The 21,413-nt window shown below is 58.1% G+C and carries 11 protein-coding genes; 7 read left to right on the top strand and 4 right to left on the bottom strand.

What is annotated here, in order from left to right; genetic code table 11:
• Positions 1-95: 95 nt before the first annotated feature.
• The 3 genes from ACM1ZW_RS02545 to ACM1ZW_RS02535 all read right to left on the bottom strand — a co-directional run bounded on the left by ACM1ZW_RS02545 (position 96) and on the right by ACM1ZW_RS02535 (position 9,293).
• On the bottom strand, positions 96-2,939 hold the full coding sequence (locus ACM1ZW_RS02545) for an RHS repeat-associated core domain-containing protein (protein ID WP_416740121.1): 2,844 nt from the start codon (positions 2,937-2,939) through the stop codon (positions 96-98).
• Positions 2,939-7,585, bottom strand: coding sequence for a SpvB/TcaC N-terminal domain-containing protein (locus ACM1ZW_RS02540; protein WP_416740120.1), 4,647 nt, complete (start codon positions 7,583-7,585; stop codon positions 2,939-2,941). Before ACM1ZW_RS02540 ends, ACM1ZW_RS02545 begins: the two co-directional genes overlap by 1 nt.
• 184 nt (positions 7,586-7,769) lie before the next feature.
• The gene (locus ACM1ZW_RS02535; RefSeq protein WP_017340511.1) at positions 7,770-9,293 is read right to left on the bottom strand and encodes a fumarate hydratase; all 1,524 of its coding nucleotides are present in this window, start codon (positions 9,291-9,293) and stop codon (positions 7,770-7,772) included.
• Between the two features lie 468 nt (positions 9,294-9,761).
• Here ACM1ZW_RS02535 and ACM1ZW_RS02530 point away from each other — a divergent pair, with 468 nt between their 5' ends.
• From ACM1ZW_RS02530 to ACM1ZW_RS02520, 3 genes are all read left to right on the top strand, one after another.
• On the top strand, positions 9,762-10,868 hold the full coding sequence (locus ACM1ZW_RS02530) for a GGDEF domain-containing protein (protein WP_416740118.1): 1,107 nt from the start codon (positions 9,762-9,764) through the stop codon (positions 10,866-10,868).
• A complete protein-coding gene (locus ACM1ZW_RS02525) occupies positions 10,861-11,796 on the top strand; it encodes an iron-sulfur-binding ferredoxin reductase (RefSeq protein ID WP_416740117.1) in 936 nt (311 codons plus the stop codon). Before ACM1ZW_RS02530 ends, ACM1ZW_RS02525 begins: the two co-directional genes overlap by 8 nt.
• Before the next feature lie 63 nt (positions 11,797-11,859).
• The gene (locus tag ACM1ZW_RS02520; protein ID WP_416740116.1) at positions 11,860-12,609 is read left to right on the top strand and encodes an enoyl-CoA hydratase-related protein; all 750 of its coding nucleotides are present in this window, start codon (positions 11,860-11,862) and stop codon (positions 12,607-12,609) included.
• Between the two features lie 172 nt (positions 12,610-12,781).
• Here the strand turns inward: ACM1ZW_RS02520 and pyk are convergent, their stop codons facing one another.
• Entirely contained in the window at positions 12,782-14,233 is a 1,452-nt protein-coding gene (gene pyk / locus ACM1ZW_RS02515) for a pyruvate kinase (RefSeq protein ID WP_017340507.1), read from the bottom strand.
• A 157-nt stretch (positions 14,234-14,390) separates the two neighbouring features.
• On the opposite strand from pyk, the gene ACM1ZW_RS02510 reads away from it, so the two are divergent.
• The 4 genes from ACM1ZW_RS02510 to ACM1ZW_RS02495 all read left to right on the top strand — a co-directional run bounded on the left by ACM1ZW_RS02510 (position 14,391) and on the right by ACM1ZW_RS02495 (position 21,398).
• Positions 14,391-14,768: a tetratricopeptide repeat protein gene (locus ACM1ZW_RS02510; protein ID WP_017340506.1), complete on the top strand. Its 378-nt coding sequence runs from the start codon at positions 14,391-14,393 to the stop codon at positions 14,766-14,768.
• 233 nt (positions 14,769-15,001) lie between these two features.
• A complete protein-coding gene (locus tag ACM1ZW_RS02505; RefSeq protein ID WP_416740115.1) occupies positions 15,002-15,361 on the top strand; it encodes a PilZ domain-containing protein in 360 nt (119 codons plus the stop codon).
• A 340-nt stretch (positions 15,362-15,701) separates the two neighbouring features.
• Positions 15,702-16,082 (top strand): hypothetical protein, encoded by a 381-nt coding sequence (locus tag ACM1ZW_RS02500; protein ID WP_144425288.1) that lies wholly within the window; start codon positions 15,702-15,704, stop codon positions 16,080-16,082.
• A gap of 87 nt (positions 16,083-16,169) precedes the next feature.
• Positions 16,170-21,398, top strand: a complete 5,229-nt coding sequence (locus ACM1ZW_RS02495; RefSeq protein WP_416740114.1) for a Tc toxin subunit A — start codon at positions 16,170-16,172, stop codon at positions 21,396-21,398.
• The last annotated feature ends 15 nt before the right edge of the window (positions 21,399-21,413 follow it).

The following is a 21,413-nucleotide window of genomic DNA, read 5'->3' as shown; positions in this document are numbered from 1 at the left end:
GGCACCATAGCATGGGAGGTGAGTATGAACTATCAATCCAATGATCAGTCACCACGTTATCCCTGATTTTTTTGCCGCTAAGTTTTAAGTGGCGCTTACTTCCAAGAGTTATTGTTGCCGAGTTGGATGTATCGGCCAAGCGGCATTTTGTATGTCATTTCTTGATAAAAAAGCATTGGAGCTTTTTCTTCGTATGATTGTATCTTTTGGTCAAGGCTGAGCATTTCTGCTACTTGTTCGTCATGACGCAGAATGACGTCTGTATATACTAGAGGTCCTACCATGTTGCCCATTATTGTGGGTCTGTCATCTGGGTTTTTTTCGAGTATTGACTGCCCGATATATCCACCGCTTTTGGAGTACCTTCCGGAATTGACAACTTGTGTATAACGTAAGGTCATTTCATCCATGACGTCCTTCAAAATCGAGTTTCCTGCATGGGCAGCGAACGAGCTGTTAGGTATCAGGGAGGCAGGCAGCTCTCCTTGCCAAGATACATACACAGGTTCGTGTGTAATAAGTTCGTCAGGTTCTGCCATTAATGGTGTGTTGCCTAATTGCTCTCCATCATATGTCCTATCGTCTTCGAGGTAGATATCGTCGACATCGGAGTACATTCCACCGAGTTTATACACGATGAACGGTCTTAAAGTGTCCGCTACATAAGCGAGGTTTTTTGGGTCTCCCAATCTGAAATCATTGTATAAGGTCGATATTTCGGTTTTCTGGAATTCGTTGAAAAGCTCACTGTCTCTCAAATAAATAATGTCGTGAACATTGAGTTGTGTCAGTATTTTGGAGTATCTGTCTTTGATAGCTGTCTCCAAGTATAAGTGCACTTTGTAACCGCTGGCCTGCTTGACGGTGTTGTTGATGTTGGCTATGTGTGCGGCTAGTTTTTCTGGTGCTTCGCCAATCCATATCATATGAATGTCTTTATTAATCGGTTTTTTTTCTGTCCCCCATGAGTCTCTATACACAATAGGATTGTTACCGACCATTCCATAGCGATTTAGCCCATCAACATCTCCCGCCGGATCCGGATTCACCCAACGCCCCAGCCACGGCGCGTAATATCTGAACCCATAGTAATAAAGCCCACAAGCATCCTGTTCCTTGCCCGAATACCGAATGGTCTTGTGATCGGCATCAACTCGCGAACGAGCCGCCCACCAAGCTGTACCGCCGAATGGGTAATAGCCTTCATGACTGATCACACCCGCGTCTTTATCCAGTTCCAGACTGCAAGACCCCACATGATCGTCGACGCTGTAGCGCAGTTGATCAGCGTCGATATCATCGGGTTTGCCTTTGACCCAATGCAGGCACCGCACGCTGCCACGAGCCAGTGGAACGCAGATGACCTGAAGTTCTTCGTCGTCATCGGTTGTGCGCACTTCCAGTCCGGGCAAGTAATGGACGACACGTCGGTGGGTAACGGCGCGGCCCTGTTGGGCACTGAATTTGACGACCCGTTCACCGCCAGCGCTGTAGCGATACCCTTCACCGTCATCGGCGGCGGTCGGGCGGCGAACGGTGGTCACGCTTTGTAGCTGATTCAGCGCATCCCAGTTCATCGCCTGAGCACCGGGAACCAGCCGTTGCAGATTGCCATTCGCGTCGAAGTCACGCAGGAAGTCCGGTTCGTCGTCACCCTCGTTCCAGGGCAAGGCGCGGTTGCTGTGCGGATCGACGCGCAGCTGTTGCCTGAGCGGATTTCTATCGCTGACATGGCGCAACCCGGTGCGGTTACCGCCCGCGTCGTACTCGTAATACTCGGTGTAGTTGAGTAGCCTGCCAGGATCGATGGGACTGGGAATGATGAGTTCCGGCAAACCGGGGGGCTGACCGGCATTGACGGTCTCACGACCCGTGGCGCAGGTCAGCTGGTAAAGGCTGTCGTAGGAAAAAGTGTTTGCTGCCTCTACACGCTGGTTGGCGAAAAACGTGATGGGTTGGGTGTGGTCCAGCAGTCGCAGAATGTTGCCGACCGGGTCGTACTCAGAGCGCAGATCCTGCAAACGAACGCCTGCCGAGGTGATGGCGGTCAAGCGTTCCAGCTGACCGCCTGCTGCCTCGTAGGTCGCACTGCTGGTGACGTCGTTGCCGGTCAGCTGAGTCAACAGTTGGCCTTCGGCGTTGTAGCTCGCCGCTTTCAACAGCGGTTGCCGGCCTTGAGATTCGAGGGTCAGGTCAATGCGCTGCAATTGCCCGGCGCGATCAAGGCTGAAGTGCTTACGGTGACTTCCGGCATCGGTTTGCTCAAGCACTTGTCCCAGCGACCCGAAGCGGGCGGTGGTGGTGTACCCCACGCCGGGTTGCAGCAGGGTGTCGCGTTCCGCTTCGACAACGGGCCAGTGGGGATGGACTTCGCATTGGTCCGGTAAAAACCGTCGACGTTGCCGGACGACTCCGCCGCTGAGTGCCTGCTGGTCGAGCCACACTGCACCGGCTCGATCATCGTGGCGGATCAGTTGCCCGCACTGGTTGCGCTCGGCAAATTCGCCCGCGTTGTCGGCATAGGTCAGGCGTTCAACGGTGCGTACGGTCAAGCCCTGCATGTGCTCATGGACTGCTGTCAGCCGTCGCTGTACGTCGTAATCATGCTGCCAATGACTGCCTCGACCATCCCAATGCTCGCGCATTTGCCCGGTCCCGTCCGGTAAACCCAGGCGCCATCCGGCGTCGAGACTTTCAGTGCACAACGCAGTGCCGGACAAGCTGTAAACGGTGGCCGTGTTCGGGCGGGACCCAGGCGCGAGGAAGCGCGGATCCCGTTGCGCAACCAAACGGCCGGCCGCGTCGTACTGCTGAGCCGTCACCCGCGATTCAGGCTTGAGTTCGCTGGCGTCCCGCCGCCAGTACGCCACCTCACGTACTGACAGGTTACGGTTGTCGATGACTCCAACGTGTGGAGTTTGTTCATCAATGGCTGGCATCAATGCAGCGTTCTGTTGAGGCGCCGTGTTGCTGCGGGTGGTTCATCAAACAGATCGTTTTCATCGAAGGCGATGACGTACCAGCAGCGGTAGCGCTGTTCCCGGCGCAACGGTTTGAGTTCCGAATTTTCGCCTTGCGGCATTTTTTTTGCCAGGATGGTGTGGGTCGGTCGGCCGGCGGCGTCGTAGAACTGCTGGTCGTGATAGGCGAACACGCGTAGCGAGTCATCGTTGATACGTCGGAACTGATCCGCGAAGTAAGGCCGGTAGATGCGCACTTTCTCGCCCTTGTTGTTGTATTCGACCGGTTCGCTGACCCGCCAGCGCCGTGTGGCTTCGGCTTCTTCCGGCTGGCCATCTTCCTTGAGTTTCAGCGTGCCGTCTTCCAGCACCACCCAGGCCTTGCCAGGCTCGACTTCCTGTTTGGTTTGCAGCACCCGGCCAAAGCCATCCTGATGGAGGATGGCGATGCGAATCTGTAACTCCGGATCACCCGGGTAACGGTCCGCTTGCAAGGTGGCGACGTGAACCGGTTCTCGGTGGGCGGCGTCGACGTATTGCTGAAGAAGCTGTTCTTGCGCACTCGGGTTTTCGAGCGCCAGCACGTGCTGGCGGGCGCGATCGCAGAGATGCCCGCTGGGCAACACAAAGCCTTGTTCCCGTGCCCAGGCCAACCATTGCGCACCCGGTGACTCGGTCTTGGGGATTTGCCCCATCCAGCTCAATGCATCGCTGAACATGGCCATGGCGAAGTTGCCGATGGCAACCTTGGGCGATTCGATGGCGTGAGCCGGGCTGCGATCTGTAGGGCGTACGTAGTCCTGTAGCGGATCGAAGCCCACTGGCAGGCCCAGTTCGGTGCCATGAAAACTGGTGACCAACACTTCGCCAAAGGCGTTGTAACACGCTTCCTGAGTGTTTTGGTTGGGGTCTTTGATGGCTGCGGGCAAGAACGTGCAGTAATCGACATCGAGGATCTGGGTGACGCAACCGTCCGGTAACTCGATTGCCGTGTGCAGGCACCAGTAGGGGTCATACGTGACTTTCGTGACGCCGTGACTTTGCGTCTGCTGGAAGGATTCGACATTGTAGAAACCCTCCGGACCAAGGTAGCGCGGGAAACCACGGTGCACGGACCACAGGTAGTTTTTCGCTTCGGTCGGATCATCAGGCTCGGCCTGTTCCAGCTCGGGCAGGAACCACTTCATGATGTGATAGCCCACCTCGGGGGATTCAAGCTTCTCCTTGAGATTGAAGGGCATCTGCCCCTGATCATCCTTGAGTTTGTCGTAAGCGCTCAAGGCGTGGGCATCCAGTTCGGCGATTTCCACGTAGCCAGGCAGCGCGTGAATTGTCGCGTCGCCTTTTTCCATGGTCTGGTGGGTGGCAGGGTCAATGTATAACTGCATCGACATGCCGGCGAGCACCGACTGCTTCGCCCACTCCCCCTCGTCCTCGCTCCACGCCAGGAAATTCTCGTGATGGATATCCTTGATACTTAACTGCGCCTTTTCCAGTACCAGCGCATTCCCGCGCTCGCGATACGGCAACCCCAGTCGAAAAGGCGTTCCCGGTTTCCAGGTCGCTTCATCGTACAGATGGATGAGTTCGGCCTTGGACTCGGTCAGATACCAGCGCTGTTGCGCCTCGTCGTGGGCGTCCTTCCAGTATCGGTTGTCATGCTCGTCGTCGAAGGGCGGTGTTTCGTCGGTTTTGCGCCGTGCGTAGTAGACGATGAAGGCGTGCAGCGGACTGCCGAACTCATCCCATTTCAGATTGAGGGTGTGCTCGCAGCGTGGATCGTCGGGCATTTCAGGTTCGTACTGATAGCTGATCGATTCCAGCGCCATGGGTTGCAGCACGGCATAGGGGTAGTGCTCGCTTTTCGCCCGCAGCAGGCGCACCAGAAAGCGAGCTTCCGTCACCGCATAGGGCACCACTGGATTATCCAAAGCGAACACTTCAGAGCGCAATGTCGAGCCACTGAGCGATCGTGCGATCTGGCGGGTCGTTTCCTCGTCAGGCTCAAGCGGTTCTCCAACCCTGTCCCGTAGGTGGAAGCGTTCCAGTTTGGTCGGTTGCAGCGCAACAGCCTGCGCATCGTCGCTGTAATACCCGACCCTTGGCTGATTAATGGATTTGCCAACGTGAAACCAGGTTTTACTCAGGATCGGAGCGGTGAACCCCAAGGTTGCACGTACCGCTTCGGTGGCTTCGGTGTCGGTCTGCAATAACAGGCCAAAACCGCGAAACTCCCGTTCGAAGGGGTCGTAGTAACCCTGGCGGTAACTCATGAGCTGGGTCAGTTTATTGCCGGTGATTTCATCGACCTGAGTCTGGCGCTTGACCAGATGCATGGCGAATGGCAGTTCGGACTCGACGACGGCGTCCTTGTCGATCAGGTGATGTTCGTATTCCTCATCGAGGAACTCCTGCGCCGAACTGCGATAGTCGATAAAGCTGAGGGCGCCCATGTTGTTGTTGCTGCGGTTGACCAGGTAGGGCTTGGCGTTGACGAAATCGTAGCGCCAGTGCCGGGGAGACATGTGCGGTACGGTCAGGATCAGGCTGGTGCAACCCATTCCCAGCAGGTCCGCCGTGGTGACCTGACACAACCGATCGTAGCGCACGCCTTCGGGCCAGGGCACTTCGACAGGTTCGGTGACGAAGCCCTTGCCGCAGTGGTTCATGAAGATCAGAAATCCGTCGGATTGCAGGTAGATCAGGTCCGTTGCGCCTGAACCGTCGAGGTCCGCCAGGAGCACTTGCGAGGCATTGAATGTCTCGTAAGGGAACGTTGGTGAGCTGAGCACGATTCTTGTCCCGAAGCGCCCATGGCCGAGGTTGGGCCAGCACTCCAGGCTGTTGTGACGGATACGGAACAGGTGCTGTTTGCCGCTGCCCAGTACATCACTGAAGCCCACCACTTCGGTTTCTGAATTGCTCGGCAGTGGCAGGGCATCGTCTTTGTCGTGTTCAACATTCCGGCCGGCACTGAACCCCTGGTCATCGCCCAGATTTGTGTACAAACGCACACTGTTGCTGCCGATCAGGGCCACGTGAGTGCGACCGTCGCCGACCAGATCGGTCATTTGCGCCTGAGGATGGAAATATTCCAGCGGAAAGGCTTTATAGGGGACAAATCCTGACCACTGGCGGTCAGGATTCAGGGTGAAACAGCCGTTCATGGTCGGGGCGTGTACGCCCCATTCGAGCTTGCCGTCACCGTTCAGGTCAGTGAGCGTCTGACGCAGCGATTTACTGCTGTCGGCCAGCGGAATGTATGGCAGTTCTTTCAAGTCGCCGTAGCGAACGTCATCGCTGGGGTAGTTATCGCGCAACGGTTCGCGGTAATACCAGGCCTTGTCATAGCGGCATAAAATGCCGGGCATACCTTTGCTGTACAAATCCACCAACTGGTAACGCTGACCTTCATTGAGGCCTGGCATCTGCGGGAACGCTTTCCAGCCGGGTTGATCAGCTTTTTCCAGATCGAAGGGCGCGTAGTTGAATTCGAACGGTGGCCGGCTCTCGATATCGTCTTGCTTGCCGTAAGCCTGAAGATGAGCGGCAGTCAGATGGTTGTAGTCCAGCGCGCCTTGGTGGTGCTCCAGAAGAAGCCGTTGAACCAGTTTCGGTGAGTTACCCAGTTCGTCGCGGAAATGGTGAAACATCATGACTTGTCTGCACAGACGTCGAGTGCCCAGTTCAAATCCGTAATCGTGATTCCAGAACGGGTCGCTGCGTTCCAGCCATTCGCCGTACTGATCGCCGCCGGATGTGTAAGGTGGACCGTATACCGGTATTTGCGTCAGGTCGTGACTGCGTTCGCCGTAATCGAACAGCAGATGAAAATGGAAGTCGACGTCTTTCCATTCACCGACTTTCAGCGAGTACAGTTCAGGCTCCGCCACTGCATTGCCATAGAGCACCCGGTGCAGATACCGCTGGGCACGATAGTCGCGAAAATCCGGCGCGACCGGTTTTTCCGTTTCGGCCTTGTATTCATAGACGATGTGCTCACCGCGGGGAGTAACGGTTTCGTCCAGCAGCCAGACCCCGACGCGTTCAGGTTCCAGCGCTTTGCTCTCGTCCCTTGGTTCCGCCCGGCGCGACGCCAGTGTCTTGCCATAGACATGGCGATTGCCATCGGCGCTATGAATCAGCCAGAAACCTGCCGCATCGTCGTCACTGATCAGCCGTTCGATTTTGGCAAAACCACCCTCGATGCGTGGCTGATAGCGAATGGCTCGATAGCTGGTTGTCCCGAGGGTGACGAGTCTGTCAACGATCTCGCCGTCGGCATCCAGCTCCGGCATCCAGGTTTCGCCGTCGGCGCCGACCAGCAGATCCTTGCGCTTGTCGTACAGCGGAACGCCCTTGCTCGTGCGCACCGTTATTGCATTCACGGTCAAATGCCAGCCGATACCGAAAATACTGTTGCCCACGTGACTGCTGTAGCCAAGCGAAAGGGCCGGCACCATTTCCCGGTTGGGCGCCTGGGAAACGGGCAGCGGTATGGCCAACGAGGCCGAACCTGTCGTGCCCACTGCCCCCCAGCCGCCAAAGCTGGCAATGGCGCCACCGATTTTCGGTTGGGCGGGAGCTGAAATATTGATAGTGCCTTTTTGTTCTTCCGTGGCCATTTCCGTTTCCACCTGACAAGGACGCACAAGTGCATTCAACTTATCAGGGGGCGCGGTGGTTGTGACCTGTCATATCTGACAGGTCTGCCTTGTTGGCCGGAAAAATCCCTGGCGTACTCCAGGCGAAAAAAAACCGGCTGTCGTCACCAACAGGCCGGTTCTTTTCAGGGGGGGGCAGCGTAACTTACTGCACTTCCACCGCCAGACTCTCACTGATCTTCTTCTGCCAGATAGCAGGCCCAGTGATATGCACCGACTCACCCTTGCTATCCACCGCAACCGTCACCGGCATGTCTTTCACGTCGAACTCGTAGATCGCTTCCATGCCCAGTTCGGCGAAAGCCACCACGCGAGACTTCTTGATCGCTTGCGCCACCAGGTAAGCCGCGCCGCCCACTGCCATCAGGTAAACGGCCTTGTGGTCCTTGATCGCGTCGATCGCGGTAGGGCCGCGCTCGGATTTGCCGATCATGCCCAGCAGGCCGGTTTGCTCGAGGATCTGACGGGTGAACTTGTCCATCCGCGTTGCAGTGGTCGGACCGGCAGGGCCAACGACTTCTTCGCGCACCGGATCAACCGGGCCGACGTAGTAGATGAAGCGACCTTTGAGGTCCACTGGCAGGGTTTCACCCTTGTTCAGCATCTCGACCATGCGCTTGTGCGCGGCGTCGCGACCGGTGAGCATCTTGCCGTTGAGCAGGACGGTTTCGCCCGGCTTCCAGCTCTGCACGTCTTCCGGGGTCAGGGTGTCGAGGTTGACGCGACGGGCCGACGGGCCGGCTTCCCAGACGATTTCCGGGTAGGCGTCCAGCGGTGGCGCTTCCAGGGTCGCCGGGCCGGAGCCATCCAATACGAAGTGCGCGTGACGGGTGGCGGCGCAGTTCGGGATCATGCACACCGGCAACGAAGCGGCGTGGGTCGGGTAATCCATGATCTTCACGTCGAGCACGGTGGTCAGGCCACCCAGGCCCTGGGCGCCGATGCCCAGCTGGTTGACCTTCTCGAACAGCTCCAGGCGCATCTCTTCGATACGGTTGGACGGGCCGCGCTTTTTCAGCTCGTGAATGTCGATGGATTCCATCAACACTTCCTTGGCCATCACCGCGGCTTTCTCGGCGGTACCGCCGATGCCGATGCCGAGCATGCCCGGTGGGCACCAGCCGGCGCCCATGGTCGGAACGGTCTTCAATACCCAGTCGACGATCGAGTCGGACGGGTTGAGCATGGCCATTTTCGACTTGTTCTCGGAGCCGCCGCCCTTGGCCGCCACGTCCACTTCCACGGTGTTACCCGGAACGATGGAGTAGTGGATAACAGCCGGGGTGTTGTCCTTGGTGTTTTTACGAGCGCCCGCCGGGTCGGCGAGGATCGAGGCACGCAAGACGTTTTCCGGCAGGTTGTAAGCCCGGCGCACGCCTTCGTTGATCATGTCGTCCAGGCCCATGGTGGCGCCATCCCAACGCACGTCCATACCCACGCGGACAAACACGGTGACGATGCCGGTGTCCTGGCAGATCGGGCGGTGGCCGGTGGCGCACATGCGCGAGTTGATCAGGATTTGCGCCATCGAGTCACGGGCCGCTGGCGATTCTTCGCGCAGGTAGGCTTCGTGCATCGCCTGAATGAAATCAACGGGGTGGTAATAGGATATGAACTGCAGGGCGTCGGCAACGCTCTGAATCAGGTCGTCTTGCTTGATCACGGTCATGAGTCGCGCTCCTCTAAAAGACGGGAACATTCAATAAGGTGCTTGCAGCTTGGGTGCATCGGTCGGTTGCAAGCACCTTTCAAGGCACGCCGGGCATGCTGGCGCGACGCTAAAAAGGCGCGGCAGTATAACGCGCCTCGCAGGCCGGCACACGCGCCGGCAGTCAATCTTGTGGCGAGGGGATTTATCCCCGTTCGGCTGCGAAGCAGTCGTCAATCCGACACACGCGAAATACCTGACGCACCGAGGTGCATGTTTTGGGGCGGCTACGCCACCCAACGGGGATAAATCCCCTCGCCACAGATAATCCCCCTCACCACAGGAAATCGGTTCATTGGGGTCATCGCTTTGACGCCAGTTTTATGCGTTGAAAATTGAATGGTCATTTGTCAGACACGCCACTAAAGTGGCATTCGGTCTGTAGAGTAGGACACTCGGTCAGCCTCCTTTCGCACGGTGAGTCAACGATTGACCCATAACGCCATCCAGCGCCTTTTGCTCAAACGTTTTGCCCTCGCAGCCGGCACCTACGCCCTGGCCCTGCTGCTGCTGTGGCTGGCGTTTTTTACCGGCCATTACGATGAGCCCCTGGCCAATGTCGCTGTCGGCAGCGCGCTGGTGGTCATCAGCCAGGCGACGTTGTTCGCGGTCTTCTACAGTGGCTGGAACCTGCGGTTCTCCGACCCCAGCCTGACCGAAGCGCAAGTGTTGCTGGGGCTGGGTTGGCAAACCTGGCTGGTTGCTAATCTGGATGAGGCACGCGGCGCTTTTCTGGTGTTCTACGTGCTGATTTTGCTGTTCGGGCTGTTTCATCTGTCGCGCCGGGCCTTTGTGCGGTGCGCGCTGTTGGTGTTTTTCAGTTTCAGCGCGATCACGCTGTGGAAGGGCTACCACTTCCAGTTGGCCGACCCGGCACTGGCCGCGTTGCAGGTGTGCGTACTGTTTATCGTGCTGGTCTGGCTGGAGCTTTACGCCCGCTACGTACAGGCGTCACGCCAACGGATGCGCCAACGCCGCTTCGCCTTGCAGGCGCATCAGGACACCCTGCGCGGAATGATGCGCCAGCTCGAAGACCTGGTCGCCACCGACGAGTTGACCGGGCTGTTCAACCGTCGGCATTTCCTGCGCCTGGCCTCACGCGAACTCAACGCCATGGAGCTCGGCGTGGTGCATGGCCTGGCGCTGATCGACCTCGACCATTTCAAACGCATCAACGATGTGCACGGCCACGCTGCCGGCGATCAGGTGCTGCAAGCCTTTGCCGGTGTGGCCAGCGCCTGTCTGCGTGAGGGGGACGTGCTGGCTCGTTATGGCGGCGAAGAGTTCGTGTTGCTGCTGCCCGACTGCAGCCCGGAACGCCTGACTTCCTGCTGCGAGCGGTTGCGGATTGCTTTCACCGACGTCGAGTTGATCGGCCTGAAGGTCGGCAATCTCAGCCTGTCGGCAGGCATGACCCTGCTGGAGCTGGGCGATGATCTCGACGACGCTTTGCAGCGCGCCGACCAGGCGCTGTATCGCGCCAAGCGCGACGGCCGCAATCGTTGCGCGGCGGCGTGGGAGAACGTCGATGCCTGAGTTACGGGTCGGCGATCGTCAATGGTCGGTGGCGTCTGGCAGCAACCTGCTTGATGCGTTGAATCAAAACGGCGTGTCCGTTCCTTACAGCTGCCGCGCCGGCAGTTGTCATGCGTGTCTGGTGCAATGCACGCAAGGATTGCCGAGCGACAGCCGGCCCGATGCCCTGAGCGCAGAGCAGCGTCAGCAAGGCTGGCGCCTGGCGTGTCAGTGCCAGGTGGTTGAGGATTTGCAGGTGCATGCTTTCGACCCGCAACAGGACGGTCGTCCGGCCGAGGTCGCCGCCGTCGATTGGTTGAGCAGCAGCGTTTTGCGTCTGCGCCTGACGCCGCAACGCCCGTTGCGCTACAGCGCCGGGCAGCATCTGGTGTTGTGGAGCGGCAACGTGGCGCGGCCTTATTCCTTGGCCAGCCTGCCGGAAGAAGACCGCTTTCTGGAGTTCCATGTCGACTGTCGCCAACCGGGCGAATTCAGTGAGGCGGCGCGTCAGTTGAAAATCGGCGATCCGCTGCGTCTCGGCGAATTGCGCGGCGGGGCCTTGCATTACGATCCGGACTGGCACACCCGGCCACTCTGGCTGATGGCCGCCGGAACCGGGCTGGGCCCGTTGTTCGGCGTCTTGCGCGAAGCCCTGCGCCAGGATCACCAGGGCGGCATCCGCGTGATTCACCTCGCCCATGATACCGATGAGCATTATCTGGCCAAACCTCTGCAGGCCATGGCCGCCAGCCGCCCGAACCTCAGTATCGAACTGTGGACGCCGACCGAGTTGCCCGCGGCTTTGGCGCAACTGCGGCTTGTTTCCCGGCAAACCCTAGCCTTACTCTGCGGGTCCCCCGACAGCGTCGATGCCTTTGCCCGGCGCCTGTATCTGGCGGGACTGCCGCGCAATCAACTGCTGGCCGACGTCTTCCTGCCTCGCGGTTGAGCGCTGACTTTGTAGCGAGCAAGCACTCTCGCCACAGTTGATCCTCTCAGATCAGGACACGCCATGCCCGATGCCATCCAGATTGAACGCGAACGCGGCCTGCTGACGCTATGCCTGAACCGCCCCGACAAGAAAAACGCCCTGACCCGCGCCATGTACAGCCATTTGGCCGAAGCGCTGGAACAGGCTGACAACGACCCCGAAATCAACGCGGTGCTGATCACTGGCAGCAGCGAATGCTTCACCGCCGGCAACGATATTGCCGATTTCCTGCAAGCGCCTCCGAGCAACCTCGACAGCCCGGTGTTTCAGTTCATGCTCACCTTGCTTGAATGCCGCAAGCCGGTGATCGCTGCCGTGGCAGGTGCAGCGGTGGGGATCGGCACGACGTTGCTGCTGCATTGCGATCTGGTGTATGTCAGCCGTGATGCGCGCTTGCGCATGCCCTTCGTCAACCTCGGTTTATGCCCGGAGTTTGGCTCCAGCCTGCTTTTGCCTCGATTGCTCGGGCATGCCAAAGCGGCGGAACTGTTGCTGCTCGGTGAAGGTTTCAGTGGAGAGCAAGCGGCCGAGTGGGGTATTGCGACCGAGGCTTTGGGCAGTGGCGAAGCCGCATTGGCCAAGGCGCGGGAGATGGCGCTGCGTTTCGAATCGCTGCCACCGGAAGCGGTGCGCATCAGCAAGCAATTGATGAAAGCCCCGGATCGCGAGCAATTGCGCAAGGTGATAGAAGAAGAGGGCGCGTTGTTCACCCAACGGCTGCGCTCGCCGGAAGCGCTTGCGGCGTTGTCGGGGTTTATCAACCGACATTGAATCGACGGTGGCCGGGCGGGCCTCATCGCGAGCAGGCTCGGTACACCACAAATCCCCTGTGGGAGCGAGCCTGCTCGCGATGAGGTCCGCCCAGACACTGCAGCTTCAGGATCAGAAACCAAAAGCCCCGCCATTCATATGGCAGGGCTTTGTTTTTTCAGCAACCGGTCACTCAGACCTGCGGATCGCCAACGTGCAGGATTTTCATCCCGTTGGTGCCGCCGGTGGTGTGGTAGCTGTCGCCCTTGGTCAGGATGACCCAGTCGCCTTTCTCCACGACGCCGCGCTTGACCAGCTCGTCGATCGCCTTCTGGCTGACTTCGTGTGGCTCCAGCGAGGCCGGGTCGAACGGAATGGTGTACACGCCACGGAACATCGCTGCGCGCGCCTGGGTTTCGCGGTGCGGCGAATACGCATAGATCGGCACCGAAGAACGGATGCGCGACATGATCAGCGGGGTGTAGCCGCTTTCGGTCAATGCGATGATCGCTTTGACGCCCGGGAAGTGGTTGGCGGTGTACATGGTCGCCAGCGCGATGCTCTCGTCGCAGCGGGTGAATTCCTTGCCGATGCGGTGGCTGGAGGTCTTGCCGGTCGGGTGCTTTTCAGCGCCGACGCAAATGCGCGCCATTGCTTGCACGGCTTCCAGCGGATACAGGCCGGCGGCGGATTCGGCGGACAGCATCACGGCGTCTGTGTAGTCGAGCACGGCGTTGGCCACGTCGGACACTTCGGCACGGGTCGGCATCGGGTTCTGGATCATCGACTCCATCATCTGGGTCGCCACGATCACAGCCTTGTTGTGGCGGCGTGCGTGCAGAATGATTTTCTTCTGAATGCCCACCAGCTCGGCGTCGCCGATTTCCACGCCCAGGTCGCCACGGGCAACCATCACCGCGTCGGAAGCCTGGATCAGACCGTCGAGGGTTTCATCGTCGGCCACGGCTTCGGCGCGTTCGATTTTCGCCACCAGCCAGGCAGTACCGCCGGCCTCGTCGCGCAGTTGACGGGCGTAGTTCATGTCGGCCGCATCACGGGGGAAGGACACGGCCAGGTAGTCGACCTGCATTTCTGCGGCGAGCTTGATGTCGGCCTTGTCTTTCTCGGTCAGGGCCGGAGCAGTCAGGCCACCGCCGCGACGGTTGATGCCTTTATGGTCCGACAGCGGGCCGCCGATGGTCACGGTGCAGTTCAGTTCGGTGGCGGTGGCGGTATCGACGCGCATCACTACACGACCGTCGTCGAGCAGCAGCTCGTCGCCCACGCCGCAGTCCTTGACCAGGTCCGGGTAATCGATGCCGACCACTTGCTGGTTGCCTTCGGTCAGAGGATGGCTGGTGGAGAAGGTGAATTGATCACCGATCTTCAGCTCGATCTTCTTGTTGGCGAATTTGGCGATACGGATTTTCGGGCCTTGCAGGTCACCCAGCAGGGCCACGAAGCGGCCGTGCTTGGCAGCGAGGTCACGCACCAGCTTCGCGCGAGCCTTGTGCTCGTCGGGGGTGCCGTGGGAGAAGTTCAGGCGGGCGACGTCCAGGCCAGCCAGAATCAGCTGTTCGAGAACTTCCGGCGAGTTACTGGCCGGGCCAAGGGTAGCGACGATTTTGGTGCGACGGACGGACATGCATAGACTCCTGAGTTCAAGCGCTGAGTGAGGCTACTATGGTCTCCGGTTGTAGTCATTGTTCGTTTGCACTACTTATTCGTTTATATCTTTAAACGAACAATCTTGAAGATTTTGCGCCACGGGTCGATACAGAACTCAAGACAGGAGAACCCCCATGCGATTCGTGCTCATAGCCATTCTTGCCCTCAGTGTTGTGGGCTGCACCCGTTTTTCGATGAACCATCATTTGAATAATGCCTACAAGGCTTATGACCGTGGCAATTGCGAGCAAGTGACGCTTGAACTGTCCAAAGTCGAACGCGCCAGCCGCGCGCGGTCTTACGTATGGCCGGAAGTGTCGATGCTGCGCGGTTTGTGCCTGGAACGACAAAAGCTGTTTGTCGATGCGGCGCAGACCTACCAGTTCATCATCGCCTCCTACCCGCAAAGCGAGTACGCCTATCGTGCCCGCGCCCGACTGGAAACCTTGCAGTCGCTGGGTCATTACCCGCTGCGCAACTCTGCCGCCGTGGTTCGCCCGACCCGGTTCTGATTGCATCCAGCGGCTGGCTCACTGGCGGTGGTGAGCTATAGTCGAATAAGCCGGTTTAGAGCCTTGCTGTCAAGCCGACGTAACACCTGTGATCGGCAGGAGTAAGCGACAGCGGTTCCATGGACTGTCGCACCGGGATCGGGGAGAGCGCGCCCATTGCCTATCTATAAAGGCAGGCCCGTTCCGAAGCATTAGTGCGGCCCTGCTTAAGGGCCTTGCTGGGCGAATTGCGCATGTTCACTGACCGCCGGATCGAGCGGCATCAACTGCCGTATTTTCTGAAAGTGTTCAACAGCGTCACTGACAAACCGATTGGTTTCCTGGGCAACGTCTCTGAAGACGGGCTGATGCTCATCAGTCAGTTACCGATGATGATCGGCGCCGATTTTGATCTGCGCTTGAAAATCCCCATGGCCGATGGCTGCCATCAGGTCATCGACCTCAAGGCCTGCTGCCTGTGGTGCCACGAAGACGCGACACCTCACCACTATGACGCCGGGTTCAGCCTGCAACGGGCACCGCCGGAGTATGGGCAACTGGTGGCGGCGTTGAAGCAGTACTTCAGTTTTCAGCCGTTGCCGGCCTCTGCCTGACGTTTTGCGGCGCCGGTGCAATCGCTTTCGTCGAAACGCCGCCCGGAGCTTGCTCGCGAAAGCGCCGGACCAAACAACACATCCTGAACGTATAGAGACTAAGCCGCGCTGAACGCCTGTCCGTTTTCCAGCGACTTCTCCACCCGCAACAACCCAACTCACTCAATTGTTAAATCGCCACTGCCAGATGCCGGGGGATTGTCTTCAAGGCTCTCGGCCAAATCAAGCTGCCTGAGGGGAGCCACTCGTCGGGACTGTCAGTTATTACAGGTAGCCATTCGCTGTTTGGTTAGGTAGCAATAGCCAGGAGAACGCTATTCAACCGCAGGAGAGCGAAAACATGACAGCAGTTCAGAATGACCCGAAATCCAATCTAGCGGCCCCTGTTGTAAACACACCTCAATCTCATAAGGCCTACTACGCCCATGCTGGTCGTAGCCTGAGAGTTGAACTTGAGGAAGGAGAAGGAGGGCGTTTAACACCTGATGGTTTTCAGATCGACTTTCATCCTTCTGGGCCTATGGGAACATACAAAAATCTACACGATAGGCACTTTTGGCAGGATCTGTCGCCGGGGCCCCACCAACTGCATGCGGTCAGTAAACGGCAAGATCAGGATAATTCCCCTTGGACCTTTGTTGAATGGTTCTATGTATTGACCCCCCCTGCGACATCCTCTCTGGACTATGCACCGCACAAGATCGAAGACCGTTCATCGTGACTGTCATTTATCACAGGTTACGGCTTGCTCCTGAATCGCTTAAACCTGTAGCACGAAGTCTCCCTCGTCGCTTTCAGGAAATCTCCCATGACAAAGGAAACCAGCGGTAATTCACTCATTTCACAACTTTTCGATTCGACGGTCGGCCAGGAGCGGATGCAAAGCCTGACGCAAGACCAGCAACTCACCGCTGATAACAGCTCGGTCTTGCAACTGGTGCGGATGGGGCATCAGGGATTGATGGATACGTTCGGCCTGTCCAGCCATGAAGCCAGACTTGTACAGAACAAATCCAACAGTGTGCTGGTGCATGTTGCACGCCAGTTTCGCAATCACCGATTGACTCGCCATACACCGCGCAACGCTTTGCACTACACCGGCATCAGCGCGCTGGTCGATGGCCCGAACCATGAAAAACTGTTCAATCCCGCCTGGGGTGAGACCACGCTGCCGGGTAACCTTGATGCCAACGATGCACCGGTGGCGTACTTCGTGGAGCTGTTCACCAAGGCCCTTGAACTCGAAGTGCGCGCAGATGCAGGTTGTGCAAAAAAAATAACAATGGCGGTCCGGCGGCCTGATCTGGGAACCCGTGTCATCGATCCGACAATGGCTTACCAGATGACACCGACGGTGGTGTTGGTGAACAAAGTACTGAGTCACATCATCGAAAATCAGCCTGAAGACCCTCTTCTGGCCGATGAAGTTGTTGAGGACCGGCTGCTCCAGGCACGCTATCCCATGACCACGTTGCCGTTCGAATGGTACCGGGTGCAATGGAACCATGTGCTGCAGCAAAAGGGTTTGAGCCTGGGGGATGTGGTGCGGATCGCCGATCCGAAATATCCGTACTGGAAAGAAGCAGGGGCTCACGGAGGGCGCTCCAGTATTGCCATGCGCCAGGCCAGCGGCCTGGGACCGGCGATGCAGGCGTTGCTGTCGGAGAATAAGTACGTCATGACGGAGGAGCCCGAGGAAGTGAAGCTCCAGCGAGTGGATCGCCGTACAGGCCGTATCGATCCTGATCCGCAAGCCACCAACGACGATTTTTTCAAAGACAATTTCGGTGCCAATTACGACGATTTGCTTGATGTAGTGACGTTTTGCACCCAGACCTCGATCAATTCGGATCAGTTGGCCAGCTTGTTGTCGATTGAACGTTATGCCCCCCACATTTCTCCGAATGTCTCCTCCCCTCCCATGGCGGACGCGAAAACGTTCGGCTCGGTGTTTATCAACGCGGAAGGCAATGCAGATGCAATCAGCGTGTCCCAACCTTCGGGCGCGGTGACAGACAGGAAACTGATAAACGCGACCAAACGGCACTTCGACCTGATTAACCGCATGCTTCGCCTGGCTCGGCACATCGATCTGCCGTACGACGAATGCGATCTGCTGTTGGTGGCCGCCGGCCGTGCCCAGGCACGCAAATCGGCGAATGAGCCTGTGGCAAAAGAGCTAGCGACTCAATCCTACAAAATCACCGACAGTACGCTGCGAGCCATTGGGCTTTTTCAGGATTTCCGTCGGGAGTTCAGATGCACAGCCGAGGATTTTGCGGCATTGATCGACGAGATGAGCGTCTGTGCTCGCGGCGAAGAGCAATCTCAGTTTGACCGCGTGTTTAACGGCCAATCGTTGTTCGACACACCGCTTCGCCTCGATGGCGGCAAGTTTGCCATTCACCCGCAAACCGACAGTGATCGTCGCACGGTAGATCAGATCTGTAGTGGCTTGGGCATTAATCTGGAAACCTGGCGTTATCTCGCTCGAGTGGTCGCCGAATGTTACGGCATGCGCAATGAGCTGGAGCGTAGTGTCAGGGTCGTCTCAAGCTTTTATCGACTGGTCAGGCTGTCGTCTTTCTGTGGGGTGACCTCGATAGAGCTGGCAGCGCTGCTGGAAACCATGAGCCCCATGGGCAGCGATTGGCTGCGTGAGTTGTTGGGGCACCCCCACATTGGTAGCTATAGAACGATCGGCAGGGCCGACGTGCTGGATGTACTGCATGCCGTTCAGTCCTGCGTGAAATGGTGCCGGGAAAATAACCTTGAGGTGATCTGGCTGGTGCAACACGTGTCGCCGGTCGAGGTGCCGACAGCGGCTTCAGAAGCCGAATTGGCGCTGTTGCAAGAATTGCGCAAGCGTCTGGAACCGACTCGCCTGACCGAAGAAGCGCTGTTGGGCGCAGGCATTCCACCGGTTCGTGCAGAGCTCGGCACGAATTGGCTGGCCTTGCTGAACGAGATCGTTGAAGAAAAGGGCTTGATCGTCAAAGGTCATGCTGTAGATGACGCGTCGTACGAAAGCTGGGCCAAAGACGAAATCAACGGTGCGGTCGAAATGGCGGAGGTTGATGAAACACAGGCTGAGCGAGTACGGGCGACCGTTCTGGCGGTCGTGTTGCAGACCCGGGCGGCGCAGAGTGCCGTCGTGCAAGAGAGTCTGGCGGTTTATCTCAATGTCGAACAGGACCAGGCCCTGGCCGTGCTGCGGTGGGTAGAGTCGGACGGGGTCTTCCTGCTGCTCAATGAAACGATGCGGGTGTTGGGCGATGCGACACAAGCGGAACAAACCATCGCCGTCGGTGACGATATTCTCAAGATGCTGGCGCATCTGGTTCGCCGTACCGCCGTGGTGAAAAAACTGGCATTGAGTTCCGCGATGCTGGCCACGCTGACGACCCAAGAGCATTGGCGCTGGTTCGGGCTTCGGCAAATCGAGGAACTGACCCTCGATACCTTCTACTTGTTGACCATCTACGGTCGCGCAGTCATTCACACCGAGGAGCCGGCCGAGAAACTGCTGGCGTATTTGAAACTGGTCAATGAGCTTCCGCCCCAACTGACCCCGGAGGACATTCGGCTTATTCGCGATGGTGCAGCGAGCTCACTGGCACAGGCAGTCAAATGGGGCATCAAGGAAGTATTGGAGTGTGCGAATTATCTGGCGCCCGATCTGCCACTGATTCGTGAGTTGTCGCAGATTGACTTTGTGATCCGTGCGCGAGGCTGTGCCGCGACCACAGGCCTGGACGCCAAGGCCATTTTGGAATTGGGCATGCTGAGTCCGGAAAGCGATGTGCAGAGCTGTCGCCAGGCGGCAGAGCACGCCGTGCAGTGTTTGTCTGAGTCGGCTATCCAGAGCAAAGCACAGGAGTTTGGTGAGGTTGGACAAAGTGTAACGGGCACTACGACGGTCTCGACTAACCGACTGATCGCTAACGCACCCGGCGAGTACGCGCGGATCGAAGTCATGCTGCGAGACTTCCAGGGCGAGCCTCTGGCCAACATTACAGTGACCTGGGAGTGTGAACGCAGCGGCTTGCAAGAGGTGACGTCGGTCACCGATCACGCAGGGAGAGCGAGCGTGCGCTTCAAGGCGGGAAACTGGATGGGCCTGGCCAAAGTCGTTGCCCGCTATGGCCTGGGGCAGCGGGTGTATGCCGAACCTATTTTGATTGACTGTGACGAAAGTACTATCGACTTCGTAAAAGAGGACACCAGCACTGGGCCTTTCGAGCCGAAACTGGCCGGGAACCTCGAATACCTTGAGCTTCAGGTAAGGCTGGATGACAGGTTTTATAATTTTGCTGCAGATCGCCCTATTCAATGGGCATGTACAGGTGGAACTCTGGACCCGGTGGTGTCTTATACCGACAAGGACGGCTTTGCCCGAACCCGTTTGCGCAGCCGGGAAGCGGTGGCCGATCTCACAGTCACCGCGCGGTACGAAGACAAGGACCCTGTGAGATTCGAAAAAATCAGTTTTGTTGATCGGCCTCGCATTACGGTGCTTAAGGTGTTGTCACCTGCTGTGGCGGGACTGTCGCTGGAGTTGAGCTGTCTAGTGATTGGACTGGATGGCAGGCCTTATCAGGGTGCGAGAGTCACTTTCTACCGGGGCGAAACCCTGCTTGGCAGCGACGACAGCGACGAGAACGGTGAAGCGACGTTCACCGTGTCATCCGTTACAGCTGGGCCGCTGACAGTGAAGGCCTCTGTAACCCACGGCAGTAAATCCCTTGAGCTCGAGGTGGCCAGCGGCGCTGTGATGCATGGTCAATCGGCCGATTATCTCTTGCCGGTTGCAGGTTCTGACCGCGCCAGCCAATTGTGGATTGAAGTCCGGGAGCTGGCGGACAACGACGCTTCGCCGATCGCCCGTTATCCGATTGAGTGGGTTGTTGAGTTTCTGGATCCACCGGAAGAGGGGGAGCAACCCGAGCTACCTGAAGAAGCTTTGGTGCCTACCGATAGCGACGGTCGTTCGATGTTCCCGTTCCTTGCTGCCAAAGCGGGGCGCTATAAAGTCACGGCCCGCATGCAGGGGCGCACTGACAAGCGGGTATTCGACCTTGAAGTGGTTGAGCCGCTGCAGTGGCGCATCAAGCTCATCGACCTGACTGACGCAACAGCCCCCGTCGAGCAAGTCATCGAACCGGGTGACCTCCTGAACCTTACCCGCAATCGCAAGTATCGACTCGATCTTACTCCTGAAACCACGCATGACCTCAATGGGGCACGTGCTGCGCTGGGCTGGAGTGCGCCTTTCTCCGCGAAAGCCATGGGGATGACGTTTGCACCACTCACGGGGGAATACACCATCGTTTCGGGCGAGACCATGAGTTGGTCCATCGATTGCGCCGACTTGCGCGATGGCAGCTTCGAATTGACCTGGTTGTGCAACCGGATTGATCAGACGCTGGTATTGAAGGGGCATTTGTGGTCCGGCGCGGCCGTGGTCCAGCATCCGCTGCCCGGTTCGGAGGTGGAGCAACGAATGGTGGTGGGAGGTACGGGCGCGAAAGGCAGCATTGTTGAGGTTTTTATCGGCAAGGATTTGCCTTATCGGGCACGGACTCAAGTCGATGATCAGGGTCGATGGTGTGTCCAGCTACCGCAACCCCAAGCGGCGGGTCCGTGCACGCTGTCCGTCAAGCAGTTGTCTGCCGCGGGTGCCGAGTATTGGGCACCGGATGTCATGGTTACCGTTAAAGAGAATTCCTTTAAACCGCCCCATATCCAGTCACCCCGCAGCGGCGCCAAAGTTGCTGCCAATCCCGTATTTTCCGGATTCGGCCGTCCTGGAGCCACCGTGACACTGGTCAAGGGGTGGGAGCAGACAATTATTTATGGCACCGCCACCGTTATGCCAAGCGGAGGTTGGGAGTTGCAATCAAAAGATATGGAGCAGCCGGGAAGTTACAGTCTCAATGCGAAATTGTCTGTTGCCGGTATCGGCGATTCAGCCTGGTTGCCAGATGCATACAGCGTCGAAGTCGTCGCCACTGCATCCAATGAAAAAGCCCCCTGATGCTTCGATGAGATC

The organism is Pseudomonas sp. NFX71, assembly GCF_048079215.1.
GTDB classification, from domain to species: Bacteria; Pseudomonadota; Gammaproteobacteria; order Pseudomonadales; family Pseudomonadaceae; genus Aquipseudomonas; species Aquipseudomonas fluorescens_B.
The sequence above is the reverse complement of the archived record's forward strand: the minus strand, read 5'-3'. Positions and strand labels throughout refer to the sequence as shown.

Excerpts from the sequence above, each read along its gene's own strand:
- ACM1ZW_RS02545 (WP_416740121.1), bottom strand. The coding sequence starts at position 2,939 with ATGCCAGCCATTGATGAACAAACTCCACACGTTGGAGTCATCGACAAC.
- ACM1ZW_RS02540 (WP_416740120.1), bottom strand. The coding sequence starts at position 7,585 with ATGGCCACGGAAGAACAAAAAGGCACTATCAATATTTCAGCTCCCGCC.
- ACM1ZW_RS02535 (WP_017340511.1), bottom strand. The coding sequence starts at position 9,293 with ATGACCGTGATCAAGCAAGACGACCTGATTCAGAGCGTTGCCGACGCC.
- ACM1ZW_RS02525 (WP_416740117.1), top strand. The coding sequence starts at position 10,861 with ATGCCTGAGTTACGGGTCGGCGATCGTCAATGGTCGGTGGCGTCTGGC.
- ACM1ZW_RS02520 (WP_416740116.1), top strand. The coding sequence starts at position 11,860 with ATGCCCGATGCCATCCAGATTGAACGCGAACGCGGCCTGCTGACGCTA.
- pyk (WP_017340507.1), bottom strand. The coding sequence starts at position 14,233 with ATGTCCGTCCGTCGCACCAAAATCGTCGCTACCCTTGGCCCGGCCAGT.
- ACM1ZW_RS02510 (WP_017340506.1), top strand. The coding sequence starts at position 14,391 with ATGCGATTCGTGCTCATAGCCATTCTTGCCCTCAGTGTTGTGGGCTGC.
- ACM1ZW_RS02505 (WP_416740115.1), top strand. The coding sequence starts at position 15,002 with ATGTTCACTGACCGCCGGATCGAGCGGCATCAACTGCCGTATTTTCTG.
- ACM1ZW_RS02500 (WP_144425288.1), top strand. The coding sequence starts at position 15,702 with ATGACAGCAGTTCAGAATGACCCGAAATCCAATCTAGCGGCCCCTGTT.
- ACM1ZW_RS02495 (WP_416740114.1), top strand. The coding sequence starts at position 16,170 with ATGACAAAGGAAACCAGCGGTAATTCACTCATTTCACAACTTTTCGAT.